Origin of the sequence: Pseudarthrobacter sp. B4EP4b (genome assembly GCF_006680095.1) — a bacterium.
Lineage (GTDB): Bacteria > Actinomycetota > Actinomycetes > Actinomycetales > Micrococcaceae > Arthrobacter.
Window position 1 is genome coordinate 1 of sequence record NZ_VHIJ01000069.1, and the last position, 13,544, is coordinate 13,544.

Genomic DNA, 13,544 nt, shown 5'->3' on the forward strand with positions numbered 1-13,544 from the left:
CACCAGGTGAGAATACATACCTCAACTCTCAACCACGAAACTCCCTGAAGGGCGGCCGGGGGACTCGCCGCTGTCAACCACGATGTCCGCGCCGGCGCTGTAGCTCGCCGCTTCTCTGGCCAAGTAGCAAACCAGGCCAGCAACAACGTCCGGCAACCCTGCCCTCTGCAGGGGGACGCGGTTCGTGAGGTATGTACGGCCACCGGTAGGTCCACGCCGCGGTATTCGGCCTCCGCCAACACCCTCGCCAGGATGGCAGGGACATGGAACACACATCTGGCTGCTCCCAGCTCCTCCGAAACGATGTTGCCTGGCACTAGGGCGAACGGACACCCATCAAGTCCCCCGACGGACGCATCGGACTGGGAAATGCCGATCTGTGTGGCGGAGGGCGGTCGCCACCCGGCACCGCGCATGTCAGGAGGTGGATCCCAACCGAAAGATCGGGAAGCCTTGCCCAGATCCGGGCAGCGGGCTCGGCCATGCGTTCAGGAGTGATAGTCCCGATCGGTCCACCGCGCCTGGAGTCCCTAAGAACCCTTGACGGTGGGGACGGCAGCGCCCTGTATTGCGGCGTTTCGCAGCGCCTGGGAGCCGCGTGGACCCATCGGTCCTAGGGGGTCCCCACGGCCCCGGTGGACCTGAATCCGCCGGCTGGACGCGCAGGACACTTCGGTTCTACCAAGCGCGAGTGTCCACGCCAAGGGCAGAAACGTCAACGTAGATTCGGTACTCAGAGATCAGGTCACTGTCGCTGAAGCCTAGGACCACGCATGCTGGCACCTGAAGGTCCTCACCCGGCATTTTATAGGTCATCGTCAGCTCAACCGTTGCATAGGACGCTGATTCATCCACATGGACGGTCTCAATATCGTGAACCATCCCTGTTGCAATTGAACGAAGTTTCTCCCCCGCGAGGCGAACGGACTCTCGGCCCGATTGGGGCGCGGCGTTCGCGAACCGGAATTGTAGAGCTGCGCTAGTCGAGTTGCGCACAGCTCGTCGATCGCCTTTGTCGACTGCAGCGTAATAGTCATAGACCGCCTACGTCGCCGATCTGCGGCACCTTGCAGTCCTAAGCCTTTCCCGCTGCTGCAGTCGGCGGACGCGCCGGTGTCAAATTCCATGTGATTTTCCACTTTGTTCCGTTCACGCTCCTCGTTGATTGGTTGTTCGATTCACGTCGGAGACCGGAGTTCGACGCTGGGTTCAGTGGGAGGCCGGACGACGCCCAAGCGCCGTCCGGCGTCCGTTCCTTCGATGAAGGCAGCCATCGCAGCCCGGGGGCTGTAGCGTCGCCAACGACGCGAACATCGGGGCACGCTCGTTCCGCAGCGAGTTGTAGTGCGATCTCCGGCATGCGATCACAAGCAAGCACGACCAGATTTGGCCGCAACCTGGCCTCGCTGCTGTTCAATGTGTTGCCTATCGAGGCCTCGTGGTCGAGTATTGCACTGATGGTGGAACGTTCATACAGCGTGCAGCCGAGGTCCAGGAGGCGCGGCACATGATCAGTGGCGTGGGTGATGCCGAGGTACGAGCCGACCGCCGGCAGCGGTGTCACGATGGTCGTGTGGCAGCCCAGGGCTGCGAGCTGTTCAACGACGACTGCGCCTTCGTCGTTGCCGAGCGTGTCATAAACGAGCACCTCACGTGCCCCCGTTGCACGGGCGCTGCGGACCGCTTGATCCGTCGGCACGTAAGGTATCGAACCGTCAGTCTTAAATGTGGATGGGCCTGGCTTTGAGCCAGTCGCCAGGATGATGGCGTCAAATGGTGCCTCGTCAAACAGTTCTGAGGATGCTTTCATTCCGACCGCTATCTCGACCTCGAGACTGCGGGCTTGGCGTTCGAGCAATCGGACTGATTCGACGAGTTCCACCGCTGAGCTGATCGGGTCAATTGTGGCCAGGCGACCGCCGAGTTGAAGCTCGCGTTCTATCAGCTTCACTCGATGGCCGTTGGCTGCTGCAGTCACTGCGGCCGCTAGGCCTGCAGGTCCGGCGCCAACCACGAGGACGTCCTTGCGGTGTGTAGCTCGCAACGGGAGAAGTTGGTGCTCGCGGCCAACATCGGGGTTGTGGAAGCACATGGCGTACGTTCCGACTGAGATGCGGTCGATGCAGTGGTTGGCTCCGACGCAGGTACGAGTCTCCTGGGTTCGCTGTTGGCGGAGGTTGGGAAGGACCCTCGGATCGGCGATGTGAGCCCGAGTCATGCCAACAATGTCGCAGTTGCCATTCTGCAGCGCTGTCTCAGCTTCTTCGACCGTGACAATGCGCCCCACACCGAGTACCGGGACGCGCCCATCTATCGCGAGTCTCAACTCCGCGACGCCTTCCATAAAATCGGCGTGCGGACGGCGGTAACTGCCGACGGTGCGAGGATAGTGCAGGGGGCTGGAACCTTCACTGGGGTTCAGCAGGCTGATGTGTCCGGTCGCCACTAGCTCGCAGGCGATCTCACGCAATCGTTGATCGGAGTTTCCTCCCTGGTGTGGACTGCGGAGGTCTTTGGTTGGTACTCGCGCACTTAGCAATGCTGACGGTCCAATTCCCGCTCGGATTCGCAACAGCAGCGCCTTCCAGAAACTGAGGTGGTCCCCCCATTCGTCGTCCCGTCGATTTGCCCAAGGAGAAATCGACTGGTGCAGCAAGTAGCCGTGACCGCCGTGTAGTTCCACTCCGTCGAAGCCGCATTCGATTGCTAGTTCGGCCGTTCGCCCCCAGCCCTCGATGAGTGACTCGACCTCACGGGAAGTCATCTCATGACCGACCTCCGGTCCGGTCTCGGATTGGGCTGCGCTGAAACCCCACATAGGTCTGCCGTTCCAAGCGATTGTGGCATCCCCGCCGCTGCTACCGGTGATGCCTTTGTGGATCGTCTGGACGAGTGCGAGAGCCCCGGACTCATGGATAATCTCGGCCGCTTGTGACAAGCGATCCTGGAGGTAGTGCAGAGAAAACGGGTGCTCACCGTCCACCGGCGGCACCGGAATCGCCTGCGTCATCGCCAGGCCGACGCCCCCCGAGACAAGGCTCCTTAGATAGGCCAGATATTGCTCACCGTCCTGAGCCGGAGAGTAGGCGTTGATGTCGAACCTATGTGCGGTGATTGCAACCCGGTTCTGTAAAATGTGTCCACCGACGTCGATGGGGGTGAGCAGTTTGATGGTGGTGCCTCAATTCTCGCCGGACGTGTGCTCAAGGCTGTGGTGCACGTTCAGTTGGCTATACGCGCTTCTTCGTGGTTCTGCTGCGCCGCCCGCTCGGCCGCTCGCTGTGTGCTGTGCTCGGCGGCAAGGTAGCCGAAACACATAGCCAAGGCCAGTGAGGCGCCGCCGCTCCAATAAGATTCGCCTGTAGGGGATGCGGCGCAGTTCCCCGCCGCGTACAGGCCCTCAATCGGCTGTCCCGCCACGTCAACAACTCGTGCATGCTCATCGATACGCGGACCCCCTTTGGTGTCGAAGGCGGCAGGTGTCAGCAGGGTAGCGTAGTATGGTCCGTTTTCGGCCAGGGGCCGTAGCGTCGGGTTCGTCCCCTTACCAGGGCCCATGCGCAGTGCCATTTGCTGCTCGTAGGTCGTTGCGCCGCGACCGAAGTCCTCGTCGACCCCGTCGGCTGCCTGGTGATTAAAACGGCCAATCGTGCTCGCAAGAGTGGTGGCGAAGTTGGGGTCTAACGTGGCTTGAGGCAACTCTGCGGCGAGGCTGGCGAGCCGCTCTTCTACTCGTTGGGCGAGCTCGTTGAGGTCGGCGCCCTCGACGACCCAGTATCCATCCACGTCAGCCGGGGGGACAGGGTTGCCGAGCCGAGAGCCGGCATGGATCTGCGCGTGGTCGGCATCCCAGATCATGATCATGGGAATGGCCGGGTAACGGGCGCCCTGCCAGTCGAAATCGAAGAATGCCTTGGTAAAATCGTTGTACGGTGCCTTCTCATCAACGACCCGGCGGCCGCGCAGGTCAGTGATCAGAAATCCGTCGCCTGGGAGGTAGAAGCTCGCGCACACGGCTTCAGGCTCGCGCAGAGTCCGTTCAAAAACGATCGGTGCTGCCCATACTTTATCCATGCCGTCGAACTGCGCTCCCAGCCGTTGGGCGATGGGAACGAACCCGCCGGTATTGGTTGCGACAGCACACCCTGGTCCGTAAGGCAGCGCAACATTTTGGCGCATCATGGTGGGGTTTCGAGAGAAGCCGCCGGTTGTAAAAATCACGCCACCGCCGACGTTGAACTTAGTGCGACGCCCTTCATTGTCTTCGCTGATGACAGAAACCACCGCGCCGTCGTCAACGAGTACATCGACGACGTGGCTCTTGGTCAGGATGGAGACTCCCAGCGCTGCGGCACGGTCAGCCAGGATATCGGTTGCGGCCTTTCCACCGGTAGCTTTACCGTGGCCGGGTCGCGGAAACACTGTGCGCCCGTAGGGAGCCACATTCTCTGGCAGGTGGGCGTAATAGTCGACGAAGGTCGGATCGTAAACTACATCCAGCGCGCCGATGTCGATGAGTGAATCCAACGCTCGGGAGGCGTGGTCGTAGAACACACCGGCACTGTCGAGTTCCCAGTCAGCCAAGCCTAATGTCGGATGCGTTGACGAGTAATGTCTCGGCGTTGCGAGTCTCGCCATGTAGCGAAGCGCATCGTCACGAGGATCAGAGACGCCATGTTGGCGCATGAAACGGTTGTTGGGAATCCACATCACACCCGAGGACTTCGCGGCCGTTCCACCGAGCACGTCCCGCGCCTCGATCAGCGTCGTGGTCATTCCCCGCGATGCGGCGAAAACCGCCGCCACAAGACCGGCTTGACCCGCACCGACCACGACCACGTCTACGTTGACATCCATTTATTGCGCACTCCTTGACTCGATCTGCGGTGGCTTGCTCGTTGGATTTGCCGTGGTCAACGGTCCATTGGCACGGAGATGCCCTCCGAGATAATCTCCCGGGTGTCAGCTCAACACCCCGCGGACTGAGGCCTGCTGAGTGTCACTGAAGATGCTGCGCCCCGCATTCGCGGAACTCCCCGTGATGAGTTCAAAGAAATCGGGAAACTACGGATCCACGCTCGTTGTGCGGGCAGGCATCGTATGCATGCTAGGAGACGCTAATGTGGACGTCAGAACCTTGTCAAGAGTTTTACGAGTTCCGGCGAGGTATCGTTACCTCAGCCGAGCCGTTCTGGCCAACAACCCACGGGCGCTGGGATCCCCGCCGCTCGATTCGCTCGGCGTCGCCCGGGGGAGTGCACACGACTGCACCTACGCCGAGCCGGTACATGGCTTCCAGCTGCTGTTCTGCTCGCCGCAGAAGTAGAAGCTACCCTCCATAACGGGGGTGGGGCCCCGCTGAGCGCCGTCCTCTGGATTATCCGGATCCTGCCAGCCGCCGTGTTCGCCATGAGGGGAGTGGCGAAGTTGACTGATCCGCGGGAGAAGCTTTCGCGCTTGCGGTGGCTCGAGAATTTCTCCACCGCAACGGTGCGGCTCATCGGTACGGTTGAGTCGTCTTCCGCTGTCGGCCTGATCCTGTCGGCGAGCCCTGGCATCGCGCCCTTGGGCGGTCGGGTTCGTGGCGGCCATGGCATTGGCGGCCGTTACCCGTGTTCCCCCGCGAGGAGCCCGCCCAGGATCGCGTACACCGTCGTCATGCACATCCTCATCCGGCAGCCCTTGCGAGCCCCGCGGAGCGCGAGGTGCGGGGCCCACGCCGCCCCGGTGAACGAACGCCTTCGAGACGGGCTCTGCCAAACAGCTACCTCAAGGGCCATGAGGGAGCAGCGCTTTTCCGGTGGTGCCGGGCAGGGACTTCGCCGGCGTCTTGAACCAGTGGGCCCAGCGTGGCCGACTACCGATCGGCTGACGGCTATCAAGCCGTCCCGCTCGCCGCTAGTGCCGGAACCACCGTGGAGGCTATTGCGACCGGGCGCGCGCCCGCCTGGGTTTGGGGGTTGAGTTCGATGGTGAGACGGCCCGGGCACGGCCGGAACAGGGTGCGACTGAGTGCGTCCGGCGTGCACGTGGCGCTGGTCGTCTTGGCCGACACTTTCGGGTCACTGGTCACTGCTGACCGCTGGCCTGCCCCGGAACAACGCCCCACGCCCTCATACAAAACCCGGGTCAACGAAACGAAATCGTAAAGGGCTTGACGTTTTGCTTGGTTGCGTCATAGGTTTGATTCATCAGTTCTCTCCAGGATGACTCGACGATTGGCGGCATTAATGCGTACTTTGATTCAGCACAGCAAGGGCCGAACGAGCCCCCAAGCACATCGCGACATCGGCGACCTCAAGGACGATGAGCTCACCCGGGGAGGCTTCGACGGCAGGGAAGCCGTACTCTACCGGCGCGAGGACCCCACCGTTTTCAAGGCCACTGGACGGTTTCGTTCTACGGCGGCGGACCTGCACGACATAGTCCCCTCAGATATGACCGATGCGGACGGCGGACCTCAGCGGCTGTACTACAATGCGCATGCGACGATCTGGCTGTCACGTCGTAGCAAGACCATGCCGTTCGTCCAGCGAAATGTGGATGGTGACGAGTGCTGGTTCGTGCATGAAGGGCGGGGTATCGTCGAGACCGAGTTCGGTCCGTTGAGCTTCGAGCCCGGGGACTATGTCGTGATCCCCAAGGCCATCACTCATCGATGGGTCATCGAGTCCGAGAGCACCCTACTGTTCGGGATCGAAACCGTTGGCGAACAACGAGCCCCGACGTACGTCGGGCTGGGACGTCACGCACCGTTTGACCCGGACACGATTCGGGTGCCCGATCCGTCAACGGTCGCGCCCTCGACCGGAGGCGTTGAGATGCGGGTGAAGTACGACTCCGAGTACTCGACTTTGAAGCTCGAGAACCACCCGTTCGACGTAGAGGGGTGGAAAGGCGATTATTTCCCGTTTACGTTCAACGTGCGGGACTGGAATGTCATCATGTCCGACAGCCTGCATCTTCCGCCCTCGATGCACGTCTTCCTGGTAGCGGAGGGCGTCAACATCATCAACCTGCTGCCTCGTCCTTTCGAGTCGATCGAAGGCACCGAGCGCATTCCCTGGTACCACCGCAACGCTGACTATGACGAGATTGCTTTTATCCATGGCGGAGAATCGTTGGGGCGCCCTCTTCACAAGGGCCTGGTCAGCCACGACCCACAGGGGATCAACCACGGATTTCCGGAACGTGCTCGAGACAAGTCACGGCGCGAATGGGACGACCACTCACGTATCACCTGGCAGATCATCATGATCGAGACGATTCTGCCGCTGAAGCTGGACGAGGTCTTGCAAGCGGCCGTGATGGATGACTGAGACTCAATGTCACGCCTCATAAGGATGCAGGAATTACCGCTTGTCGAGAGTGTGCTCCCTACGATCATTTATACCGAAGGTTAACGCGTCATGAACCCCACCCGATACACCCGCACTCCGTACCTGATCGTGAGTCGCGACCTCGGTCCCCGCAAAGAGATCTATGGCTCCATCGGTGACGCCGTCGTACTGCAGGCGCAGCTTTTGAGAGGCGACGAACCGTCCACGACCGTCGTGATCGGAATGCATCCCGTCGGCTCTCCAGGCTATCTTCCGGCCTTCTCGCAACTGGCGCGGGCTGGGCATCACGTCATTGCTTGCGCGACTCGGTACAGCATGGGTGATGCGGCATTGCAGATGGAGAATGCCCTTCTCGACCTTGCAGCCTGTGTGCGTGATGCCAAGGAACGTTTGGGGTATGAGCGGGTCATTCTGGCTGGATGGAGCGGCGGCGGAGCGTTGATGGCGGGCTATCAGGCCGAGGCAGAGAAGCGCGTCATCACTCGGACAGCGGCCGGTGAGGAGACTGCTCTCGCAGAGACCGAGCTCATTCCCGGTGACGCGTTGGCAGTGTTGGCGGCGCACAGGAGTCGCCACCATCTGTTGACCGACTTCCTTGATCCCTCGATCCTCGACGAGGACCGGCCAGACGAGCGCGAGCCGGAACTCAACATCTATGATGCACGCAACCCGAACCAGCCTCCTTACACCGACGAATACATCCAGCGGTACCGGGCCGCCCAGCACGAACGAAACAACCGCATCACCGAACGTGCTCTCAGCCGGTTGAGCGCATTGAGGTCCACGGGTCGCGGTGTCGAGGACCACTGCTTCGTAGTGCACGGAACGATGGCCGATCTACGTTGGCTCGATCCCGCAGTTGATCCGAACGATCGAATCGCCGGCCATTCCTATCTTGGAGATCCACGGATCGCGAACGAGAGCACCGCCGGCCTCGCGCGCTTCACGACCACGCGAGGCTGGTTGTCGCAGTGGTCCATGCAGCATGCGCAGGTGGACGCGGTGGACAGCGCCGACCGCATCACTGTGCCAGTACTGGTGATCGTGAACAGTGCCGATGATGCCTGTCCACCTAGCCACCCGCACGACTTCTTCGCCGGCATCCAACACGACCGCAAGGAGCTGCATACGATCGACGGCGCAAATCACTACTTCAGCGGCGGCGACAGCCGGCAGCACCTTGACGTTGCTGCCGATCTCTTCGGCTCATGGACGGACCGGTACGACCTTGGCCGGGCCCGATGAGCAGCAACACGCAGGCGGTGGCGACCACCGGAGCAGACGACAAAGCCTTCGAATTCCTCCGACTGGAGGTTGACGAGGCCCTCGTGACGGTGTGGTTCACTCGACCGCCCGTGAACTCGGTCTCGCAGGCGATGTACAGGGAGATCGAAAGGTTCTTCTCACACCCTGAGCGTTTCGTGCCGGGCATTAAGGCCGTCGTCCTGGCCGGAGAAGGCCGTCACTTCTGCGCAGGCAATGATCTGCACGAGTTCGGGACCTTGACACCCGAGAACTCTGATGAGCGGATGGCCGAGGTACGTGCAGCCTTCTTTGCGATCCAGAATTGTTCCGTTCCGGTCATCGCCGCCGTCCAGGGTGCCGCAGTGGGCACGGGTCTGGCGATCGCCGCATCCTGCGACTTCGTCATCGCCGCGACGACTGCCCGATTCGGCACCCCGGAGGTCAGCGTGGGGATCATGGGGGGTGCGCGACATCTCGCTCGTCTCGTGCCGGAGCCACTGGTTCGCTGGATGTACTTCACGGGAGATCCGATTGACGTGAGGCGTCTGGAACAGGTCGGAGGCGTCATCGAAGTCGTTCCCGCTGACGAGTTGCTCACTCGCGCGCACGAATACGCGGCTGCCATTACTCGTCACAGCGGCGAGGTGATCCGTACTGCGAAGCGTTCTCTCAACACGATCGAGACGATGGATCTGCAGGAGGGATACATCTTCGAGCAGAGCCTGACGCGCGAAATCTCTGGCCACCCGGACTCCCGGGAGGCACGGCAAGCGACACTTGAGCAGCGACCGCCCCACTACCCCTCGGAGCGAAAATGACCGACACGTTACCCGCCGACCCCGACACTGCTGCCGACATCGAGGCGTATCGGCGTGCTGCCCGCGCGTGGCTCGATGAGACCGAGCTGCCAGTTGTTCCTCGGGAGTTTGAGAAGCGTGCTGCTGTGCTTCGTGACTGGCATCGACGTCTGTACGACGCCGGCTGGGTCGGGATCCAGTGGCCCAAGTCGGTCGGGGGGCAGGGACTTACAGTCGATCATCAGCTCGCCTTCTCACTTGAACTGGCTCATGCTCGAGCGCCACAGCCGGTTGGTTCCATCGGGCTCGAGGTCGTGGGTCCGACGATCCTGAAGTACGGGACGGCCCAGCAGCATGACCGATTCATCCCACGCCTGCTGGCCGGTGAGGATGTGTGGTGCCAGGGCTTCTCGGAGCCGGACGCTGGGTCGGACCTGGCGTCGTTGCGGACCCGCGGCGTCATCGAGGGAGACGAACTGGTCATCACCGGACACAAGGTGTGGACCAGCTGGGCGACCAACGCGGACTGGTGTGCGGTTCTCGTGCGCACGGGGACCCTGGAGTCACGTCACCGCGGGATCAGTTATGTGCTCGTTGACATGCGTTCGCCCGGAATCACGGTGAACCCCATTGCCATGCTCAACGGCGATGCAGAGTTCAACGAGCTGATGTTCGATGGTGTGCGTGTGCCGCTCGAGAACGTGCTCGGGGAAATCAACGGCGGGTGGAGCCTGACGATGGATACTCTCGGCTGGGAGCGTGCAGGTTATGCGATCCGTCGCCGAGTGGAGAACGAGATCAGCTTCTCCGACATGCTGGACACGGTGCGCTCAAACACGACTGGGGAGCCGGATGAGCGCCTCGCAGAAAGAATCGGCCGGTTAGACCTTGAACTGAGTGCCTTCAGGGCGCTGTCCAGCCAGACAGCCAGGAGATTGGCAAGCGGCGACGTGCCGTCGCCCATGGATTCGGTGGACAAGCTTGTGCTCGGACGTACAGAGCAACACCTGGCCGGTACGGCCCTGGACCTCCTGGGCGCGTACCGCTTGGCGATCTCATCGAGACCCGGAGGCCTGGACGCGGAAGGTATCTCCAAGGACTATCTCTACGGTCGGGCCGCCTCGGTGTATGGCGGCTCGGCACAAATCCAGAAGACGCTCATCGCCGAGCGCCTGCTCGGTCTCCCGAAAGGACGCTGAGGTGACAACTCAGGAAACGCTGCTCGCAGCAGAACTCACGCGAGAGGTCGAACAACAACTCCAAGACCTTATGAGTCGGCCCAGTATCCGGCACGACGCAATGCGACAAGGGCGGAGCAAGGACATCTGGTCAGCGGCCGTCGACGGTGAGTGGTTCACGGTTCTTGTCGACGAGGAATCCGGAGGTCTGGGTCTCGGACTGCACACCATGAGTTCATTGTTCGCCTGTTTCGGTCGTGCCCTGGCGCCCGGGCCGCTGCTCGAGCATGCACTCGTGGCGCCGATGTTACTGCGCATTGCCACACCGTCCTCGTACGAGAGGCTGCAGTCGGCGATCGCTGGGGAACGACAGTTGGCGTTCGCCGACGGAGCCGCGACCGGCCAGGCCAAGGCCACACGACCACGGCTGGTCGACGGTCAACTCCTGGGGAACATCGACATGGTCAGGTACGCCGCGACGGCGGACGACATCGTGGTTGTGGTGGATGGCGAAAACGGTACGACATCCATCGTGCTCGTGAACGCAAATGACGACACCGTGACCATCACCTCGCAGCCGCACCTGGACACGACCGCTTGCCTCGCCACGGTGCACTTCGATCACACGAGCTACGAAATCGTCAGCGACGAACCCGAAACCCAGCTCAAGTCCCACCTGGAGCGCATAAGAGGAGGAATTCGTCTGTTGACGGCATGCCGGCTTGCCGGCGTCTGCCGGACATTGCTGGACATGTCGGTCGATTACGCCAAGCTCCGGGAGCAGTTCGGTGTGCCGATCGGCTCCTTCCAGGCGGTTCAACACATTCTCGCGGACATGGCCGTCGACACGATCCTGTTGGAAGCTCTGTGCGAAGTGCGGGCCGACGAGTGCGGTGCCGATGGCAGCCGCCTCCACTGGGCCGGAATTGAGTCCAAAGCCTGCGCCGCCGGAACAGCCCGGCGGGTCGGCGAGGCAGCATTGCAGGTTCACGGCGGCATCGGATTCACCGCCGAGCATGAGCTTCACGTGTGGTTCCTGCACGCGATAGGGCTGCAAGGCTGGTACGGGGACGAATCCGATCTAAGCCTCCAGCTCGGGCGATCGCTCTTGTCCGGGGAGCGATCGTCATGACCGTTCATCACGACGACATCCACGACCTCGCTCGTCCGCCGATGCCAGCGGTTGACGAGAAGCCCGCCCCGGCGATCTCGGCAGACTGGTCCGCGCGGTGCAGGTCGCACGCGAGGTCGTGGGCCATGAGCTCCCGGGTCGGCTGCTGCGTGCCGAGCAGAGCGCTGTGAAGGGCGGGGGCGGCGTGAGCGGTCCTGAGCTGACGGACTCGTGGTGGCCGGCCGTGCAGTCCAGTGCCGTGGTGGACGAAACGGCTGGTACCGTCCTGTATGCCCGCGCCCAGGCGGACCCGGACGTCGAGGCTCTCGTGGGTGAGGACCACGAGGGCCGCGAGGTGCGTTTGACCTTTGCGGCGCTGTACTCGGAGGCTCGAAGGGTGGCACTCGGGCTGCTCACGGTTGCCAAGCCCGGCGACTACGTGGCCGTATGCGTCGCGAACACGATTGAGTGGCCGCTCATCCAGTACGCCGCGGCGCTGAGCGGGATCATCGTCGTCGCGGTCAATCCGAGCCTTCGTCGCCAGGAACTGGCCTACGTCATCGGGCATTCACGTTCGGTGGCGCTGATCCATGGCCGGACCTCCCGTGGCGCCGACCTCTCCGCCGACATCGAGGCTGCCCGGTCTTCGTGCCCGGACCTGCAGACGGTGATCAGTGTCGGGGAGATCGGGTCGTGGCAGGACCATGATCCCGGCTTTGAGCTCCCGGTCGTGCACCCTGATTCCATCGCGATGTTGCAGTACACCTCTGGGACGACGGGTCTTCCCAAAGGTGTACTCTTGACTCACCGGGCGCTGGTTAATAACGCGCGGTTCACGATGGAGGCCATCGGTGCGCAGCGAGGGTCCATCTGTGTCACACCCTTACCGATGTTCCACACGGCCGGCTGCGTCACCTGCACCTTGGGGCCGCTCTGGCTCGCCGGGACGATGGTCCTTGTGCCCCGCCCAGACGCCGGACTCATTCTCGACACGGTGGTGCGAGAGCGGCCGGATGTCTTGTTCCATGTCCCTGCGGTGCTAGCCAGGGTGTTGGCCGAGGCCGAAGACCGCGGTGTGGACCTCCCGCCCGTACGCGCTCTCGTTGGCGGCGCGTCGAGCGTCCCGCCGGCCCTGGTTGGCTCCGCCGAATCTGCCTTCGGTGCAAAGTTTCACATCGTGTATGGGCAGACCGAATTGTCGTCGGTGTTGACCGTCGTGGGACGGGACGCGAGCCGGCACGACGCCGTCCACTCCGTAGGTCGCCCTCTGATGAACGTTGAGTGCAAGGTCATAGACCCAATTTCCGGGTTCACCCAGCCGACCGGCACGTCGGGGGAGATCTGCGCGCGCGGTTACCAGGCATTTGCGGGGTACCTCCACGACCCGCAGGCGACGGCACTCGCAAAGGATGAGGACGGCTGGGTTCACACCGGGGATCTGGGGGTGATGGACGCCCACGGCACTCTTAGCATCATTGGCCGCCTAAAAGACGTCATCATCCGTGGTGGGGAGAACATCTCGCCCGCAGAGGTCGAGTCCGTCCTGTCGGTGCACGCAGCCGTGCTGGAAGTTGCGGTGATCGGCCTTCCGGAGGAACGGCTTGGCGAGTGCGTGGCCGCAGTTGTCAAGGTACGCGGCGGCGTTGCGATCGACGCCATCAAGGCGGAACTACGGCTGCTCGCGGATGAGCAGCTGGCTCGTCACAAACGCCCGACCCTCTGGTTCTTCACCGATGAATTGCCGAAGACCGCATCCGGAAAGATCCAGAAGTTCCAGCTGCAGGAGCGCATAGAGTCCGGGGCGATCTCTTCCCCCGGCCGCCCTTCAGGGAGTTTCGTGGTTGAGAGTTGAGGTATGTATTCTCACCTGGTG

At 62.3% G+C, this 13,544-nt stretch carries 10 protein-coding genes and 1 pseudogene; 7 read left to right on the forward strand and 4 right to left on the reverse strand.

Features of this window, described 5'->3' with window-relative positions; genetic code table 11:
* Positions 1 to 21: 21 nt before the first annotated feature.
* The 4 genes and pseudogenes from FNL14_RS23865 to FNL14_RS21185 all read right to left on the reverse strand — a co-directional run bounded on the left by FNL14_RS23865 (position 22) and on the right by FNL14_RS21185 (position 4,857).
* Positions 22 to 276, reverse strand: coding sequence for an SDR family oxidoreductase (locus FNL14_RS23865; RefSeq protein ID WP_142064292.1), 255 nt, complete (start codon positions 274 to 276; stop codon positions 22 to 24).
* Positions 277 to 678: 402 nt separating this feature from the next.
* Positions 679 to 1,026, reverse strand: a pseudogene (locus FNL14_RS23870) (hypothetical protein); the annotation flags it as partial.
* Positions 1,027 to 1,075: 49 nt separating this feature from the next.
* Positions 1,076 to 3,172 carry an FAD-dependent oxidoreductase gene (locus tag FNL14_RS21180; RefSeq protein WP_370455899.1) on the reverse strand — a complete coding sequence of 699 codons (2,097 nt, stop codon included), beginning with the start codon at positions 3,170 to 3,172 and terminating at the stop codon, positions 1,076 to 1,078.
* Between the two features lie 50 nt (positions 3,173 to 3,222).
* Positions 3,223 to 4,857, reverse strand: coding sequence for an FAD-dependent oxidoreductase (locus FNL14_RS21185; protein WP_142064301.1), 1,635 nt, complete (start codon positions 4,855 to 4,857; stop codon positions 3,223 to 3,225).
* Positions 4,858 to 5,388: 531 nt separating this feature from the next.
* On the opposite strand from FNL14_RS21185, the gene FNL14_RS23875 reads away from it, so the two are divergent.
* From FNL14_RS23875 to FNL14_RS21220, 7 genes are all read left to right on the forward strand, one after another.
* Entirely contained in the window at positions 5,389 to 5,964 is a 576-nt protein-coding gene (locus FNL14_RS23875; RefSeq protein ID WP_370455900.1) for a DoxX family protein, read from the forward strand.
* Positions 5,965 to 6,230: 266 nt separating this feature from the next.
* Complete coding sequence (locus FNL14_RS21195) at positions 6,231 to 7,319, forward strand: homogentisate 1,2-dioxygenase (protein WP_142064307.1); 1,089 nt, start codon at positions 6,231 to 6,233, stop codon at positions 7,317 to 7,319.
* A 90-nt stretch (positions 7,320 to 7,409) separates the two neighbouring features.
* A complete protein-coding gene (locus FNL14_RS21200; RefSeq protein WP_142064310.1) occupies positions 7,410 to 8,585 on the forward strand; it encodes an alpha/beta hydrolase in 1,176 nt (391 codons plus the stop codon).
* Positions 8,582 to 9,403 carry an enoyl-CoA hydratase/isomerase family protein gene (locus FNL14_RS21205; protein WP_142064313.1) on the forward strand — a complete coding sequence of 274 codons (822 nt, stop codon included), beginning with the start codon at positions 8,582 to 8,584 and terminating at the stop codon, positions 9,401 to 9,403. The genes FNL14_RS21200 and FNL14_RS21205 overlap by 4 nt, the downstream gene beginning before the upstream one ends.
* Positions 9,400 to 10,581 carry an acyl-CoA dehydrogenase family protein gene (locus tag FNL14_RS21210; protein ID WP_142064316.1) on the forward strand — a complete coding sequence of 394 codons (1,182 nt, stop codon included), beginning with the start codon at positions 9,400 to 9,402 and terminating at the stop codon, positions 10,579 to 10,581. The genes FNL14_RS21205 and FNL14_RS21210 overlap by 4 nt, the downstream gene beginning before the upstream one ends.
* A 1-nt stretch (position 10,582) precedes the next feature.
* A complete protein-coding gene (locus FNL14_RS21215; RefSeq protein WP_181762737.1) occupies positions 10,583 to 11,692 on the forward strand; it encodes an acyl-CoA dehydrogenase family protein in 1,110 nt (369 codons plus the stop codon).
* A 97-nt stretch (positions 11,693 to 11,789) separates the two neighbouring features.
* On the forward strand, positions 11,790 to 13,523 hold the full coding sequence (locus FNL14_RS21220) for a class I adenylate-forming enzyme family protein (RefSeq protein WP_142064322.1): 1,734 nt from the start codon (positions 11,790 to 11,792) through the stop codon (positions 13,521 to 13,523).
* Positions 13,524 to 13,544 lie beyond the last annotated feature (21 nt).